At 41.2% G+C, this 16,433-nt stretch carries 15 protein-coding genes; 1 reads left to right on the top strand and 14 read right to left on the bottom strand.

Annotation, left to right across the window (positions count from 1 at the left end; all coding sequences use genetic code 11):
- Positions 1-259 precede the first annotated feature (259 nt).
- The 13 genes from ftsY to MLE14_RS20200 all read right to left on the bottom strand — a co-directional run bounded on the left by ftsY (position 260) and on the right by MLE14_RS20200 (position 15,617).
- Entirely contained in the window at positions 260-1,246 is a 987-nt protein-coding gene (ftsY, locus tag MLE14_RS20260) for a signal recognition particle-docking protein FtsY (RefSeq protein ID WP_243300241.1), read from the bottom strand.
- Positions 1,247-1,260: 14 nt separating this feature from the next.
- Positions 1,261-4,827, bottom strand: a complete 3,567-nt coding sequence (gene smc, locus MLE14_RS20255) for a chromosome segregation protein SMC (RefSeq protein ID WP_243300240.1) — start codon at positions 4,825-4,827, stop codon at positions 1,261-1,263.
- A gap of 41 nt (positions 4,828-4,868) precedes the next feature.
- Positions 4,869-5,606: a ribonuclease III gene (gene rnc, locus MLE14_RS20250; protein ID WP_243300239.1), complete on the bottom strand. Its 738-nt coding sequence runs from the start codon at positions 5,604-5,606 to the stop codon at positions 4,869-4,871.
- Positions 5,607-5,817: 211 nt separating this feature from the next.
- Positions 5,818-6,051 (bottom strand): acyl carrier protein, encoded by a 234-nt coding sequence (locus MLE14_RS20245; protein WP_097159556.1) that lies wholly within the window; start codon positions 6,049-6,051, stop codon positions 5,818-5,820.
- Between the two features lie 114 nt (positions 6,052-6,165).
- On the bottom strand, positions 6,166-6,915 hold the full coding sequence (gene fabG, locus MLE14_RS20240; protein ID WP_243300238.1) for a 3-oxoacyl-[acyl-carrier-protein] reductase: 750 nt from the start codon (positions 6,913-6,915) through the stop codon (positions 6,166-6,168).
- A gap of 8 nt (positions 6,916-6,923) precedes the next feature.
- Positions 6,924-7,865 (bottom strand): ACP S-malonyltransferase, encoded by a 942-nt coding sequence (gene fabD, locus MLE14_RS20235; RefSeq protein WP_243300237.1) that lies wholly within the window; start codon positions 7,863-7,865, stop codon positions 6,924-6,926.
- Positions 7,866-7,879: 14 nt separating this feature from the next.
- Positions 7,880-8,866, bottom strand: coding sequence for a phosphate acyltransferase PlsX (gene plsX, locus MLE14_RS20230; protein WP_243300236.1), 987 nt, complete (start codon positions 8,864-8,866; stop codon positions 7,880-7,882).
- Positions 8,850-9,446 (bottom strand): transcription factor FapR, encoded by a 597-nt coding sequence (fapR, locus tag MLE14_RS20225; RefSeq protein ID WP_243300235.1) that lies wholly within the window; start codon positions 9,444-9,446, stop codon positions 8,850-8,852. The genes plsX and fapR overlap by 17 nt, the downstream gene beginning before the upstream one ends.
- Before the next feature lie 106 nt (positions 9,447-9,552).
- Entirely contained in the window at positions 9,553-11,601 is a 2,049-nt protein-coding gene (gene recG, locus MLE14_RS20220) for an ATP-dependent DNA helicase RecG (RefSeq protein ID WP_243300242.1), read from the bottom strand.
- Positions 11,594-12,484, bottom strand: coding sequence for an L-serine ammonia-lyase, iron-sulfur-dependent, subunit alpha (sdaAA, locus tag MLE14_RS20215; RefSeq protein WP_243300234.1), 891 nt, complete (start codon positions 12,482-12,484; stop codon positions 11,594-11,596). The genes recG and sdaAA overlap by 8 nt, the downstream gene beginning before the upstream one ends.
- A gap of 70 nt (positions 12,485-12,554) precedes the next feature.
- Positions 12,555-13,217 carry an L-serine ammonia-lyase, iron-sulfur-dependent subunit beta gene (gene sdaAB / locus MLE14_RS20210; protein WP_243300233.1) on the bottom strand — a complete coding sequence of 221 codons (663 nt, stop codon included), beginning with the start codon at positions 13,215-13,217 and terminating at the stop codon, positions 12,555-12,557.
- Positions 13,218-13,567: 350 nt separating this feature from the next.
- Positions 13,568-15,238: a DAK2 domain-containing protein gene (locus MLE14_RS20205; protein ID WP_243300232.1), complete on the bottom strand. Its 1,671-nt coding sequence runs from the start codon at positions 15,236-15,238 to the stop codon at positions 13,568-13,570.
- A 16-nt stretch (positions 15,239-15,254) separates the two neighbouring features.
- Positions 15,255-15,617: an Asp23/Gls24 family envelope stress response protein gene (locus MLE14_RS20200; protein ID WP_243300231.1), complete on the bottom strand. Its 363-nt coding sequence runs from the start codon at positions 15,615-15,617 to the stop codon at positions 15,255-15,257.
- 269 nt (positions 15,618-15,886) lie between these two features.
- Between MLE14_RS20200 and rpmB the strand changes: the two genes are divergently transcribed.
- A complete protein-coding gene (rpmB, locus tag MLE14_RS20195) occupies positions 15,887-16,075 on the top strand; it encodes a 50S ribosomal protein L28 (RefSeq protein ID WP_097159546.1) in 189 nt (62 codons plus the stop codon).
- Positions 16,076-16,171: 96 nt separating this feature from the next.
- Here rpmB and MLE14_RS20190 read toward each other — a convergent pair.
- Positions 16,172-16,433 (bottom strand): transposase (locus tag MLE14_RS20190; protein WP_243298557.1); only part of this gene is annotated, 262 nt, incomplete at its 5' end.

Here is a 16,433-nt window from a genome sequence, read left to right as displayed (position 1 = left end):
TTTTTTACATCCTCGATCACATCAATTTTCTTTCTAGGCATATTAGGCCCCCCTTCCATGTAAGTTAGTTATCACAAGTGTAATCATTAAGCATTATCGTGTCCAATGGAATAAGGGGTCCTAAAAGAATTTCTGTCACATATCAATAAATCTCCAGCAATATCAACAAATTTCTCGCACATATCAATAATCAGCTTTATCAATGAAATCGATCACTTATCAAAGAAAAAAACGGGGCACCATCGCCCCGTTTTTCACATTATTCTTCTTCATCTGCCAATCCGGCAAATAGACCATATACGTATTGTTCAGCATGAAATTCCTGAAGATCGTCCATTTTTTCACCGAGTCCGACAAATTTGACTGGGATTTTTAACTCGTTGCGAATAGCAAGAACAATTCCGCCCTTGGCTGTTCCATCAAGTTTAGTTAGGACAATCCCGGTCACATCCGTTGTTTCTTTAAATTGTTTTGCCTGAATCATTGCGTTTTGTCCGGTAGTCGCATCGAGGACCAGCAATACTTCATGCGGGGCACCGGGTATTTCGCGTTCGATAACCCTTTTTACTTTTTCAAGCTCTTTCATTAAGTTGACTTTGTTTTGCAGGCGGCCGGCTGTATCGCATAATAAAATGTCAACTCCGCGTGCCTTCGCAGCCTGGACTGCATCGTACATGACGGCAGCCGGATCTGATCCCTCGCCTTGTTTGATGACGTCTACTCCTACACGCTGACCCCAGACTTCAAGCTGGTCTATCGCACCTGCACGGAAGGTATCTCCTGCTGCCAGCAACACTTGCTTACCCTCCTGCTTGAATTTGTGAGCCAGTTTTCCAATCGAGGTTGTTTTTCCGACCCCGTTCACACCGACAAATAGAATAACCGTTAATCCCTCATGATTAAGATTTAGCTTAGATGGTGTTTCATCACCGGCTTGGTAGATTTCAACTAGCTTCTCAGTGATCACATCTCTTACTGCCGCCGGGTCCGTGATATTTCTGCGCTTCACTTCCATCTTTAATTCATCAACGAGTTCCATTACTGTATTAAACCCTACATCGGCCCCGATTAAAATTTCTTCGAGTTCTTCGAAAAATTCTTCATCGACCTTACGATAACGGGCCACCAAATCATTCACTTTATCAGCGAATTGCGTTCTTGTTTTGGTTAAGCCTTCTTTGAATTTCTCTGTTACCGAATCCGTTTGCTGTGTAATCTTTTCTTTTAACTTTTTAAAAAAACTCATCCATGATCACTCCTTTATGGCGAGGAAACCAGTTCCTTCGAATCCTCGAGTCGAACCGATACTAATTTCGAGACTCCAGATTCCTGCATGGTCACACCGTATAGTACATCGGCTCCCTCCATCGTACCTTTCCGATGGGTTATGACGATAAACTGTGTATCTTTACTGAACTCTTTTAAGTATTGACTAAAACGGTAAACATTTGCATCATCCAATGCAGCCTCTACTTCATCCAATACGCAAAACGGAACTGGCCGCACTTTTAAAATAGAAAATAGTAATGCAATTGCAGTTAATGCCCTTTCTCCTCCAGATAAAAGACTTAGATTTTGCAGTTTTTTCCCTGGAGGCTGTGCCACGATATCAACACCTGTATTCAACAAATCATCCGGATCGGTTAAAATCAGGTCAGCTCGTCCTCCACCGAATAATGCTCTAAAGACGGTATTAAATTGGCCTTGGATTTGGTCAAAAGTATGACCAAATCGTTTCGACATCTCATCGTCCATTTCATTAATAACATCGAACAGAGTGTTTTTCGCAGATTCCAAGTCTTCTTTTTGTTCTGTTAAGAAAGCAAATCGCTCGGAAACTCGGTCAAATTCTTCAATGGCACCGAGATTGACTGTTCCCAGCTCTTCAATCGCCTTTTTAATCAGCTTTACCTTCTTTTTGGCTTCTTCAATCGGTAAAGATAAAGGATAGTCTTCACGAGCCGCTTCAAAAGTCATCATATAATCCTCTTGCAGCTGCTGCAGGCGGCTTTCGAGTTCAACATCAAGCCGGTTCATTTTCACTTCCTGATCTTTCAAGTGCTCAGTAATTCCTTTATATAAGCGTTTTAACTCTTTAATTTCAGTTTCAAGTGTATCCAGTTTTTCATTTAATCCGACCCGCTGATTCCGTCTTGCTGATATCAGCTGAAGCGTCTCTTCTTTTTGCTTCGCTTTTTCTTTTGCTTGAATCGTTAAGTCACTTTCTCCTGAAGTTGTCTTTTCCATCTCACTATTCAGATAGGAAAGTTCCTCTTTAACATCTTGCAAACGAGTGGTTACTTGCTCAAGTTCTAATTCGGTTGATTCGAGCAGCTGCTTTGCATTTTGAACCTTTTCTTTTTTGGCGGCGAGCTGAACTTTTAATTCGCCAATTTCATCCTGAAGGGTTTCTTTTGTGCTCTGCGCATTTTTCTTTTCAGCTGTCATCTTTTCAATCTGCTGATTTAACTGGGCAATTTTGTTTTTGGTCTCAGTGAGCTCAAGCTTTAAAGTTTTTTCCCGTGCCGCAAGACGGTCCTCATCATCGCCAAATTGCTTTGTTTCGAGATCAAACATCGTTAATTTTTCTTGGATGTTTTTCTCATTTAGTTCAATTTCTTTTAATTGGCCTTTTAATTCCTGTTCCTGTTCACGGAATTCTTCAACTTGTACGCGCAAATTCCGGATTTCCTGATTATATTGCTCAATGTCTGCTTTTATATTTTTAACATGATTTTCAAGCTTTATTGTTTTGGCTTCTATGTCCTGCAGCTTTTTTACTAACTCATCAAGCTCTTGTTTGCGGCTTAATACTGAAGACGTTTTTTGACGGGTGGTTCCGCCTGTCATCGAACCCCCAGGGTTAACTACGTCACCCTCTAATGTCACAATGCGATAACGGAAATCAAGCTTCCTTGCAATTTCATTAGCACTTTTTAAGTCCTGGGTGACAACTACATTTCCAAGCAGATGTTTGATCACTTCAGAAAACTTAGGCTCAAAACTGACAATGTCGCTGGCAATCCCGACAAAATTCGGATGCATCGCGACAGAACGAAGCTGATACTCTTGAATGTCGCGGCTCTTCATAACCGTAAGGGGTAAAAAGGTTGCACGGCCATAAGAATTTGATTTTAAAAACTGAATGGCCTTTCTGGCATCTTCCTCATTTTCAACCACGATGTTTTGCATAGCGCCCCCAAGAGCTGTTTCTACCGCTACTTCAAATTGTTTTTCAACCGTAATTAGCTCTGCTACAGCCCCATTAATTCCGGAAAGACGATCACGTGCCTTTAAAACTTCCTTTACACCCTGAAAGAAACCAGCATAATCAGCTTCCATTTCCTCCAGCATTTCTTTTCTGGATTTTGCCTGTTGCAGAAACTGATAAGCTTTATATAAGGTTTTTTCCTGTTTCTCATACGACTCATTTAACAAATGGAGCTTGCTTTCTGCTTCACTTAGCTGTAACCTTGCCTGATCAAATTGCTCCTTTACGCTCGCATATTGATTCTCTTTTTCCTTCCTTTGTTCCCTTAAACGATCTCGCTGCTCTAGCCAAACCTGATTCTCTGTCAGCAGGCGATCTGATTTTTTTCCAATTTGCGATTTTTGCTCTTGGATATGTTCTAGCTCATTCTTCTTGCGTGCTTCATCATTGAGCCACTCAATATATTCACTTTTAAGAGCTTCAATCTGTTCTTCAATGCTTTCATCGACATATTGCAGCTGTGTTTCTTTTGCAGATAGCTTGTCCTGTATTTCTTTTTGCTCAGCTTTTTCATTTTTATAGTTTTGCTTATAGGTTACTAGCTGATTGGAAAGAAATTCCTTTCTCTCTGAAAGCTCTTCAACTGATTTTTTAAGCTGCGCCTGATTAACCTCAGAGTTTTTAAGCCGCTCCTTCATCACTTCTTTGCGGCCTTCTAATTTCTCAAGCTCTTCACTTGTTTGCAAAAGAATCTGCTGGAGATCCTGTACCGATTCATCTATAGCAGCAATTTGATTGCGAAAGCTCTCTGCTTCAGCCTCCTTTTGCTGAAGTTCACGAGAATGATGCATTTCTCTTTCTTTAAATTCTTCAAGATTCTTTGAAATTTCTTGCCAGCGCTTATGCAGATCCTCAATTTCATATACCAGTACAGCGACTTCAATCGATTCAAGCTGTTCTTTTTGATCCAGATAGTCTCTTGCAATCGATGCCTGTATCCGCAATGGTTCAATTTGGCCTTCTAATTCATGTAAAATATCCTGAACCCGATGCAAGTTTCCTTCTGTTTCCTCAAGCTTACCTTCTGCCTTCTTTTTTCTCGTTTTATATTTTAAAACACCTGCAGCTTCTTCAAAAATCGATCGTCTTTCTTCTGGCTTAGAATTTAAAATTTCTTCGACGCGTCCTTGGCTTATTATGGAGAAAGCTTCTCTGCCCAGTCCCGAATCCATAAATAATTCCACAATATCCTTTAGACGGCATGCTTGTTTATTAATAAAAAATTCACTTTCACCTGACCGGTAAACACGGCGTGTCACACTGACTTCTTCGTATTCAAGCGGCAGTGCCTGGTCATGGTTATCTAATGTTAAAGTGACCTCCGCAAAATTCAAAGCTTTACGGCTGTCACTTCCGGCAAATATGATATCTTCCATTTTGGAGCCACGCAGCGACCGAACTGATTGCTCTCCAAGAACCCATCGGATTGAATCTGTAATATTACTCTTTCCGCTTCCGTTGGGTCCGACTACAGCAGTCACACCCGGAACAAAATCAAAGGAAACGCGCTCAGCAAACGACTTAAATCCGACTACATCAAGACGTTTGAGAAACATACAGATTCCCCCTCTTCCATCCATACTTTTTCATATAAACTCTATACATCCTTTTTCTCTGGCTGTTTTAATTTTTGCAAAGCCATCTGAGCAGCGTGCTGTTCCGCCTCTTTTTTCGATCGTCCGCTGCCGACTCCTAGCTCTTCCCCGTTCAGTAAAACCTGTGAAACAAATTCACGATTGTGGGCCGGACCTTTTTCTTCAACAATTTCATATGTAAGCTGTCCAGCTCCTTCACGCTGGATGTATTCCTGCAGCTGACTTTTAAAATCCATCACATGAGAAAAAGCACCCTCTTGAATTTTCGGAAACACCCATTTTTCTAGGAAAGCAAAGACTTGATCAATGCCTTGATCTAAGTATAAAGAACCGATAAATGCTTCAAACACATCCGCAAGAAGCGCAGGTCTTTCTCTTCCGCCTGTCATTTCCTCTCCTTTTCCGAGCAGAATTAATTCTCCAAAAGAAAGGGAATTCGCAAACGAGACAAGGGAAGGTTCACAAACAATCGCAGCCCGAAGCTTGGTTAACTGCCCTTCAGACATTGTTGGATATTGCAGATATAAAAATCTCGATACTGTTAATTCCAATACCGCATCTCCTAGAAATTCGAGTCTCTCATTATCTTCAAACGGCTTTTTACGATGCTCATTCACATAGGATGAATGTGTAAAAGCTTGCCATAATAGCTTCTCATTGTGAAACTGAATATTGATTCTTTCTTGAAATTGCTGGAATAAAACCTGATGCTTTTTCCAATCTCGTTTTCCTCTGTTCATCTACGCGTCACCCAACCTGTCAAAAATACACACATCAACAGTTTATTCTAAAATGAAAGGAAGTTCAAAGCCTTTCTGAATCCTTTATACAAAAGATTTTACAAAAACAACCAATACAAGGAACTATTATGCCTCTTTTTTATAAATGGAGGCTATGTTTAACAAATGCTAATTGAAAAAAGCCCCGTAAAAACGGGGGCTTTCAATTTTGTTACATTTGGCTTTGTATGTAATTCACAGCGTCGCCAACTGTGACAATCTTTTCAGCATCATCGTCCGAAATTTCCATGTCAAACTCGTCTTCAAGTTCCATTACAAGCTCAACAACGTCAAGGGAATCTGCACCAAGATCATCCTTAAAAGAAGCCTCAAGCTTGACCTCAGAAGCGTCCACTCCAAGACGGTCAACAATGATTTTGGTTACACGATCTAGTACGTCTGCCATCTTCCATTCACCTCCCCTCAAGTAAGAGTTTCGCATGCGCCTTAATCATTCCTTGCAAGCTTAGAACCAGACTCGGCGCTATAAATGGACCTGTGTTCAATTAGTTATTATCTATCACATTACCATTCCACCGTCAACATGCAGTGTTTGTCCTGTCATATAGCCACTGTCATCTGAAGCTAAAAATACAACAGTTTTGGCAATATCCTCAGGATTCCCAAGCTTTCCTAAAGGAATTTGCTTTAGCATTTCGTCTTTCAGTTCGTCATTTAGCTGATCAGTCATATCAGTCGTAATGAATCCAGGGGCTATTGCATTGACCGTAATTCCTCTTGACGCTAATTCTTTTGCGGCTGTTTTAGTAAGACCAATGACTCCTGCTTTAGCTGCGACATAGTTGGCTTGGCCAGGATTCCCGCTCACGCCGACAATCGAGGAGATGTTGATGATGCGCCCGCTTCTCTGCTTCATCATTGGACGTGTTACAGCTTTTGTGCAAAGGAAGACACCTTTCAAATTCGTGTCAATAACAGCGTCCCATTCTTCTTCCTTCATTCTCATCAGCAGATTATCTCGGGTGATTCCGGCATTATTGACTAAAATATCAATGGTACCAAATTGATCGGTCGTTTCCTTTACAATTCTTTGTACATCATCCGCATTGGATACATCCCCTTGAATCGCAAACGCCTGAACGCCTAATGCCTTAATGTCTTCAACTACCGCATTAGCTTTTGCTTCACTCCCGGCAAAGTTTACGGCTACATTAGCTCCTTCTTTTGCGAGTTCTATTGCAATCGCTCTGCCAATTCCTCTGGATGCACCCGTTACTAAGGCTGCTTTTCCTTTTAACTTCAAAGCCATTTCCCTCCTTATTCACCTTTTATGCTTACGGCAAGCTGCTGGAATGATTCCTCATCCTGAACGGCATAGGTGTTTACCTGTCTGCTTACCTTTTTAACTAAACCGGAAAGAACTTTTCCAGGTCCTATCTCTATAAATGTATCAACACCCAGATTGATCATTGTGTTAACAGAGTCCTCCCATAAGACTGGTGAGTACAGCTGTTCAACCAAAAGCCGTATCAGTTCGTCTTTTTCCTGGACTGGCTCTGCATTTACATTGACTATTACAGGTACTGAGGCATGTTTCCAGTTTAAGTTTTGCAGGACATGATGTAGTTTTTCACTGGCCGGTTTCATTAAGGAAGAGTGGAAAGGTCCGCTTACCTCTAATGGAATCACGCGTTTCGCGCCAGCCTCTTTAGCGCGTTCTGAAGCAAGCGAAACTCCTTCTTTTGTCCCGGAAATGACAATCTGTCCAGGACAGTTTAAATTCGCAAGCTGAACAGATGCCCCTTCACTTGTCACCTGTTCAGTTATCTCTTTTAACGGATCACGTTCTAACCCTAAAACGGCAGACATAGCGCCTATTCCGCTCGGAACCGCTTCTTCCATAAACAAGCCGCGCTGTCTGACCGCATATACGCCATCTTCAAAAGATAAGGCGCAAGCTGCCACAAGTGCCGTATACTCTCCTAACGAATGCCCTGCCACATAATCAGGTTCGATTCCCAGTTCTTTTATTCTTTCAAGAATAGCGATACTAGTTGTTAAAAGTGCTGGTTGAGCATTGGCGGTTTTAGTCAATGTTTCTTGTGGTCCATTGAATATTAAATCTGAGAGCCTATAATCTAATACCTCGTCCGCTTTATCAAAATAAGCTTTTACCTGTTCATTTTTCTCTGCAAGTTCTTTTCCCATTCCGACAATTTGCGAACCTTGTCCCGGAAAAATAAAGGCGATTTTACCCATTGCTACCCTCTCCTTTATCCTTGTTCTTCTATCGATTGCCTGATAATTGAAGGAACATCCTTTTGTACCATGTCTCTCGTTTGTCTGATTGCATGAAAAAAGGCAGTTGCATCGGACGATCCATGGGCTTTGACAACAGGAGCATTTAATCCAAAGAGGCCAGCTCCGCCATACTCTGAATAATCCAGTTTATTTTTTAATTGTTTGAATTCATTTTTTAAAAACAAGGCTGCCAATTTTGATTTAGTTGAACCCGTCAGGGAAGCTTTGAGCATTTTAAATAAAGACAACGCCGTACCTTCCACCGATTTTAACACTGAATTTCCAGTGAAACCGTCTGTCACTACAACATCTGCCACTCCATCGAGTAAATCTCGGGCTTCAACGTTCCCGATAAAATGAAACGGAGCATCTTTCAACAAAGCAAATGCCGCCTTTGTGAGCTCATTCCCTTTTTGCTCTTCTGTTCCAATATTTAATAAACCAATTCTAGGCTTGTCAATGCCTCGTACTTCTTTTGCATAAACATGGCCCATCAACGCATATTGGTAAAGATGTTCAGGCTTCGCATCCGCATTGGCACCAACATCTAATAATAAAAAGCCCTTTCCGTCCACCGTTGGCAGAGTTGGCGCTAAAGCAGGTCGGTCAATCCCTGAAATCCGTCCGACAACAAATAGCCCAGCTGCCATTAACGCACCCGTGTTACCAGCGGAAATACAGGCATCCGCTCTTCCTTCTTTTACTTCATTTGCAGCCAGTACCATGGAGGCATCCTTCTTCCTTCTAACTGCCCTTACTGGTTCATCATCTGAAGAAATGACTTCGGTTGTATGTAAAATTTCAACTCGATCGGAAACTTGTAACAGAGGTTGGATCTGTTCCTGGTCACCTGCAATAATAAATTGGACATCTGGAAATGCTTCCATCGCTTTACTTACGCCCTTAATGACCTCCGCAGGTGCATGGTCTCCGCCCATGGCATCAATTGCTATCTTCATGATGATCGACCCTTCCCTCATTATTTGAACGATACATTTCAAATTCACCTTTAAAAACGAGCTCCTGTCCAACAAAGCTATTGACCTCAACAATGGTCCGGGCAATACTCATATCTGTCTTTTTCACTTTAGCTTTGGCAATCACCCGCTCGTTTACTTTAACTTGACGAATGAATTGTATGTTAGCTTTGGCTGTCAGTGCCAGCTCATCATTAATCACAGCAACAGCCAAAGAATTAGCTTGCGCAAACAAATGGTGTCCCCGCGCAATTTGATTTCTCTTAAAAACATGTTCTTTTTGAACATCGAAAATACTGATTGCGCTCTCATCTAGCTGTATATCAATGACATCGCCAATTACCTCATCAATTGGCAGTGAGCGGACTTCCTGATCCAGCTGTTTTTCAGCCACATTCCTAATCCTTTCCCTTAATTCCGGAATCGATAATTCCATTCGGTCTAAACGAATTGTTTGTACACTAACCATATATTTATCCGCTAATTCCTCATCCGTTATAAAGGGATTTTCTTTTATTGTTTGTGAAAGCTGTTTTTGTCTCTCTTTTTTATTCATTCTCATAATATGATTTGACACCATCCGTACTATTATGACTAGGTACTAATAGTAGTATATAATTAAAAAAAGCAGATTGCAAGAAGAACTATTCTTCCTCACAATCTACTTTTTAATCGAAGGCACGGGCTTCAAAAGCGCCCAATTCTACTAATTTTTGCCGGAGGGGCTGATACTCGGGAGCTTTCCAAAATGCTTGAGAGTGAATCAGTTCAACTGCATCTTGCCGGGCTGTTTCAAGAGCGCGGTAGTCATGAACCATATCAGCATATTTAAACTCTGGCAATCCGCTTTGTTTTTTTCCAAAAAAATCTCCAGGTCCGCGCAGCTCTAAATCTCTTTCACTCAATTCAAAACCATTCGTCGTTTCGGTCATGATTTTCATCCGTTCCTGACCGGTTTCTCCCTTGGGGTCGGCCAGCAAAATACAATATGATTGATGATTGGATCGGCCCACCCGCCCGCGCAGCTGGTGCAGCTGAGACAAACCAAATCTCTCCGCATCATAGATCAGCATAAAAGTAGCATTGGGCACATTGACACCTACTTCAACAACAGTAGTAGAGACGAGCACCTGAACTTCATTTGCCGTGAATGCCCGCATAACCTCATCTTTCTCTTCGCTTGATAATCTCCCGTGCATTAGTCCGACCTTATACCGGTCTTCAAAGTGCTGCTGGAGGACAGCATGAACATCAATCGCATTTTGAACATCTAATTTCTCCGACTCCTCAATGAGGGGGCAAATGACATACGCTTGTCTCCCTTTTTGCAGCTCGCGTTCCATACCAATTAAAACCCGATCCAATTGATCTGGCTTAGCCCAATAGGTTTCAATTTTCTTGCGGCCTGCTGGCATTTGGTCAATCGTAGAAACATCCATTTCGCCAAATGCAGTAATCGCCAATGTCCTTGGAATCGGGGTAGCCGTCATAAATAAAACATCGGGATGATATCCTTTTTCCCTTAAAATTTTTCTTTGTTCCACACCAAATCGATGCTGCTCATCTGTAATAACGAGCCCGAGGTGCTTAAATTCAACATCATCCTGAATCAAAGCATGGGTCCCAATCACAATGTCAATTTCACCGTTCTTAAGCCGTTCTAATAGTTCTCGCCGTTTTTTACCTTTAACCGAACTGGTTAATAACGCGACATTAACTCCCATTGGATCAAGTAATGCAAATAAAGAATTCGCATGCTGTTCAGCCAATATTTCAGTCGGAACCATGAGGGCTCCCTGTAACCCTGCTGTACTGACAGCATAGAGAGCTATAGCAGCCACAATGGTTTTACCTGAGCCAACATCTCCTTGAAGCAAGCGATTCATCCTGGTACGGGCTTTCATGTCTTTTAAAATCTCATCCACTACTTTTTTTTGTGCAGCTGTTAATTGAAAAGGCAAAGAAGAGATAAATTCTTTCACTCTATCTTCCAAATAAGAGATCGCCCTTCCGCCTGATTGTTCCTTTTCGATTTTTCGCAAAGCCTGCATTTTTAATTGAAATAACAAAAATTCCTCATAAACAAACCGTCTTCTTGCTTGCTTCACATCGATTTCATTTTGCGGCTGATGCAGAGCCTTGAATGCTCTCTTTCGATTGTAAAGCTTATATTGCTTTAACATCGTTTCTGGGAGAAATTCTTGAATTTCATTGCCAAATTGAATAAGGGCTTGTCCAATCCATTTCCGCATTTCATACAGCTTGATATCGCCCTTTAAGGCATAAACCGGCTGAAAGGAATCGTCTTCCCGGGATACGCCCATTTTCCATTCTTGCGCCGTGATCGTTTGCCGATGCTGATCCCATTTCCCGGTTACGGTTATGGACTGATTCATCTCAAGCTTCTTTTTTAGGTATGGCTGATTGAAAAAAACCACTTTTATTAAAATATTCCCAACTAATAGCCGCACGACTAGCCTTGATTTTCTCCTGCCAAAATACATGAGTGAAGGTTCACTATGAATTTTCCCTTGTACGGTTACCCTTTCATCATGCCTTACATCTGCAAGGTCCCGTAAGCGGTAATCCTCGTATCGGTAAGGCGAATATTCAATTAAATCCTGAACGGTTAAAATACCCAGCTCATTAAGCTGGGCTTCTATTTTTTCACCTATTCCTTTTACTTCAGTTACAGGAATGAGTAAATGATTAGTCACGGTTTTTGCTAGCGCTACCAAAGATTTTCGCTTCAAGCGCTTTACCTGTTGGTGTCGCTGCCAATCCTCCTTGTGCTGTTTCTTTCAATGCGTTTGGCATCATTTGGCCAATTCTAAACATAGCTTCAATCACTTCATCACATGGAATGCGGCTCTTTACTCCTGCTAATGCCATATCTGCCGCAACCATCGCATTGGCTGCCCCCATGGCATTTCGTTTGACACATGGCACTTCCACTAACCCTGCTACAGGGTCACAAACGAGACCCAGCATGTTTTTTAATGTAATCGCCATTGCTTCAGCACACTGACTTGGTGTACCCCCAGCCATTTCAACGATAGCAGCGGAGGCCATTCCAGCAGCGGATCCTACTTCCGCCTGGCATCCGCCAGCTGCACCTGAAATGGATGCGTTATTCGCAACGACAAATCCAAATGCTCCAGAGGTAAAAAGAAAACGAACCATTTCCTCACGTGTCGGGTTTAATTTTTCTTTTACAGCGAAAAGTGTTCCAGGGACAACACCTGCAGATCCGGCCGTAGGTGTTGCACAAATGATACCCATTGCAGCATTCACTTCATTGGTTGCGACCGCTTTGCTTACAGCATCTAAAATAGTAGCACCTGTCAGAGTTTTCCCCTTTTTAATATATTCCTGAATCAGGACCGCATCGCCTCCGGTCAGACCCGAATGGGATTGAACACCCTCCAGCCCTCTTTCGACGGAACGTTCCATTACTTCCAGATTCTTTTCCATTTGTTCCATAATGTCTTCAAGAGATCTTCTGGTCACAAGCATCTCTTGTTCGATCATGATATCACTGATTTTTTTATTTTGAGATTCAGCGAGATTAACTAATTCAGCAACGTTTCTAAATAACAAGGTATGAACCCCCTTTATTTCACTTTGTGAAAGTATAAAATTTTGCGATGAATTCTATTCCTTTGGAGTGTTATTCTACAATTCTAGTGACTTTCAAGACATTGGGAAGTTTAGATATTTCCTCAATAACCGGGTCCTCTATGAATTGATCTACCTCAATGGTCATTAGAGCCAATTTCCCTTTTTCTTTACGTGAAACATCCATATGGCCGATATTGATTTCATGCCTTGCCAAAACATTAGAAACGTTTGCAATCACACCAAAACGGTCATGATGCAGAACGATAATGGCTGGATCATGTCCTGTGATTCTAAGTTCAAAACCATTGATTTCAGTAATCTCGATTTTACCGCCGCCAATAGAAATACCAACGATTTCTAAATCCCCTTCATCGTCCCCCAGATGAATTTTGGCTGTATTAGGGTGATCCATAATCGCATCTTCTTCAATAAAGTTGATGGTCATTCCCTTCTGTTCTGCGATCTTTAAAGATTCAATAATCCGTTCATCAAATGTATCGAAATCAAGCAGTCCGCCTACTATCGCGACATCTGTACCGTGACCTTTGTATGTTTTAGCAAAGGATCCATACAAATAAATAGTGACCCATTTAGGCTCCCGGCCAAATAAACTTCTCGCCATTCTCCCAATTCTGGCAGCTCCAGCTGTATGAGAACTGGAGGGCCCTATCATAACAGGTCCAATGATATCAAATACACTTTTGTACTTCATAGTTTCTCCCCCATTCCCCTGTAAAACTGTTAAAGTATACTTGGCTAGCGCCAAGCATTTAGGCACTTGCCTAGTTGCATTTATCACAATCAAAACGCCACGTGCTGTGGACTGGCTAAATTCATGCCGCCGTACTCTATTCCAAAAAATTTTAACTACCATTGCTAAAATTTTTTCTAAAAGTTTAATACTTAGTCATTTATTTTATTCTAACACGGTTTCTTACTTTTATCATATTTTATAAAACAAGCGATAGTGCTGGATTTGCTTCCTGTTTCTAAATAAATGCTCCTGAAAAATTCCCCTTAAACAGACGGAATAGAAGGGCTCCCCCTTCTATTCATTCGTCTTTATTCTATTGCAAAAATAAATGGATATAGCGGTTGATTCCCTTGGTGGACCTCAATTTCTACATCACCGAAATGTTCTTCCACAAATTGTACGATTTGGTCAACCTCTTGATTTGTTGCATCCTCGCCAACTAGAATCGTTAAAATTTCAGAATCCTCATCTAACATTTCCTTTAATAGCTGAATCGCAGCATCCTGCTTCTCAACAGATTTCACTTTAATCGTTCCGTCCGCAATTCCCATGAAATCTCCAGCTTTTAACTCAAGACCGTCAATCACTGTATCACGGACTGAATGAGTAACCTGTCCCGTTTTAACATGCTCTGTTGCTTCTTCCATATTTCTTTTGTTTTCTTCCAATGACACCGCTGGATTAAAAGCAAGCAGTGCGGATAAACCTTGGGGAACCGTTTTTGTTTTCACAACTTCTGCTGGGACATTAACAAGTTCAGCCGCTTGTTCAGCAGCCAAAACGATGTTTTTATTATTTGGCAGAACGATTACTTGTTTGGCATTGACTTCGTTAATCGCCTTTACAATATCCTCTGTACTTGGGTTCATGGTCTGACCGCCCTCTATAACAGCGTGTGCCCCAATGCTTTTAAAGAGATCAGCAATTCCAGAGCCCATAGCTACAGTGACAATGCCAAAATCGGCTTTTTCTTTTTTGACATCTGGCTTCGCAGGCGCCGTTTGATTACCGACAATATTGGAATGCTGTTCTCTCATATTTTCAATTTTTATATTGATTAGGCTGCCGTATTGCTGTGCGTATGATAACACTTCACCTGGATGTTCAGCATGAACATGAACCTTTACAATCTCATCATCCGCTATCACCAGAAGGGAATCCCCATGCTTACTTAAATCTAAACGGAATTGTTCCTCTTTAAACGGATTCTTTTTAACTTTGTCCTCTTCAAACCGGACCATGAATTCCGTGCAATACCCAAATTCAATATCTTCAGTAGACATATGACTTTGGACGCTCTTATGATGTTCAAGCTCTACTAGATCATTCATAGATGGTTCAACAGGTGTATCTGACAGCTTTTCACCTTTAAGCTCTGCCAAGAATCCTTCATAGACAAAAACAAGACCCTGACCACCGCTGTCTACCACACCAACTTCTTTTAGAACTGGCAGCAAATCAGGAGTACGCGCTAACGAAGCTTTTGCTTCTTTCACGACTGCTTCCATCACTTTAATCAGGTCTGTTTCCGTTTTAGCAGTTTCCACCGCTTTTTTAGCAGCATCCTTTGCAACGGTAAGGATTGTTCCTTCAACAGGCTTCATCACTGCTTTGTAAGCGGTTTCCACTCCCGCTTCAAGAGCATGCGAAAAATCTTGGGCAGTTATCGTTTCCTTCTGCTCAATAGCCTTAGAAAACCCTCTGAATAATTGGGACAAAATGACCCCTGAATTCCCTCTTGCCCCCATAAGTAAGCCTTTGGCCAGAGCCTGGCCAACTTTGCCAATATGGGGTTGAGTATTATTTTTAACTTCCTTTGCACCAGAAGTCATGGATAAATTCATGTTTGTGCCAGTATCGCCATCAGGTACCGGAAACACATTTAATGCATCAACCGCTTTAGCGTTTGTGGATAAATGATTTGCCCCCTGCCTGATCATTTCGGCAAATCTGAATCCGTCTAACACTTTGATTGTCACAAATACTTCCTCCTCACTACGGGTTCAAAACACGCACACCTTGCACGAAAATATTAACGGAGTCGACCTCAAGTCCAACCGTCTTATTTAATGTATACTTCACTTTTGTTTGTACGTTATGTGCTACTTCTGAAATTTTAGTACCGTAGCTTACAATAATATACATATCAATATGTAATTCATCGCCTTCTTGTCTAACCAGAATCCCTTTAGAGAAATTTTCCTTTTTCAAAATTTCCGCGATTCCATCCTTTAACTGCTTTTTGGAAGCCATTCCGACAATTCCATAGCAGTCTACAGCAGCTCCCCCTGCGATTGTAGCAATGACTTCGTTAGATATATCGATATGACCGTACTTTGTTTTTAACTCAATGGACATGATAAAGCCCCCTTCGTCAATACTGCTTGGTACACTCATTTTACTATAATACCCAATGTAATAAAAGATAAATAAAGAAAAGTTGAATTATAGGGTTATAATATCCTCTACTATTTAGCCAATGAAATAGGATATATGTCAAGTAATTTTTCTTTAAAGCTTACAGTTGAAATGCCTCCACCATTATGATAAATTATATTAGTATCTCCACAATGTGAAATTTTGACGACATATGACACATGTCATCTTGATATAGGGAGGGAATAATTATGCCAAAAAAATGTGTAGTGACTGGTAAAAAAGCGAGCTTCGGTAACGCTCGTTCACATGCTATGAACGCAAACAAACGTAAATGGGGCGCGAATTTACAAAAGGTTCGTATCCTAGTAAACGGAAAACCTAAAAAGGTATATGTTTCTGCTCGTGCATTAAAATCAGGCAAAGTAGAACGCGTATAAGGATTAAAAGTTAAAACCCCCTCGCTTAGGCAGCGAAGGGGTTTTTATTTGCGGTTCTCCGTCAAATGTTGGGGTGATGACTAATTGTCGTCACCCTTAACCAATGTGAACCCCAATTCCTTTATATTGATGTGAAAGTAATATTTTGGCTCTAAAGCGTTTAAAGCTTCTAAAGCCAAATGCGTTTCGTTTTAATACTTTGGTTGAGTTATTGATCCCTTCCAAAAAACCATTGGAAAAGTTATATGCAAAACTATTAAGAATTTCGGTTTGCCAGTTTTGAATGGTTTGAATGGCCTTTTTCATTTCTGGAATTTCAGAAGCCTCAACCAGTTGATAAAAATCCTTTAGTTCTTGT

The organism is Bacillus litorisediminis, from assembly GCF_022808645.1.
Classification (GTDB): Bacteria; Bacillota; Bacilli; order Bacillales; family JC228; genus Bacillus_BF; species Bacillus_BF litorisediminis.
This window is presented reverse-complemented; position numbering and strand designations above follow the sequence as displayed.

Excerpts from the sequence above, each read along its gene's own strand:
- MLE14_RS20200 (WP_243300231.1), bottom strand. The coding sequence starts at position 15,617 with ATGTCCATTGAGTTAAAAACAAAGTACGGTCATATCGATATATCTAAC.
- fabD (WP_243300237.1), bottom strand. The coding sequence starts at position 7,865 with ATGGGTAAAATCGCCTTTATTTTTCCGGGACAAGGTTCGCAAATTGTC.
- rpmB (WP_097159546.1), top strand. The coding sequence starts at position 15,887 with ATGCCAAAAAAATGTGTAGTGACTGGTAAAAAAGCGAGCTTCGGTAAC.
- sdaAB (WP_243300233.1), bottom strand. The coding sequence starts at position 13,217 with ATGAAGTACAAAAGTGTATTTGATATCATTGGACCTGTTATGATAGGG.
- fabG (WP_243300238.1), bottom strand. The coding sequence starts at position 6,915 with ATGGCTTTGAAGTTAAAAGGAAAAGCAGCCTTAGTAACGGGTGCATCC.
- MLE14_RS20245 (WP_097159556.1), bottom strand. The coding sequence starts at position 6,051 with ATGGCAGACGTACTAGATCGTGTAACCAAAATCATTGTTGACCGTCTT.
- rnc (WP_243300239.1), bottom strand. The coding sequence starts at position 5,606 with ATGAACAGAGGAAAACGAGATTGGAAAAAGCATCAGGTTTTATTCCAG.
- plsX (WP_243300236.1), bottom strand. The coding sequence starts at position 8,866 with ATGAAGATAGCAATTGATGCCATGGGCGGAGACCATGCACCTGCGGAG.
- fapR (WP_243300235.1), bottom strand. The coding sequence starts at position 9,446 with ATGAGAATGAATAAAAAAGAGAGACAAAAACAGCTTTCACAAACAATA.
- smc (WP_243300240.1), bottom strand. The coding sequence starts at position 4,827 with ATGTTTCTCAAACGTCTTGATGTAGTCGGATTTAAGTCGTTTGCTGAG.
- ftsY (WP_243300241.1), bottom strand. The coding sequence starts at position 1,246 with ATGAGTTTTTTTAAAAAGTTAAAAGAAAAGATTACACAGCAAACGGAT.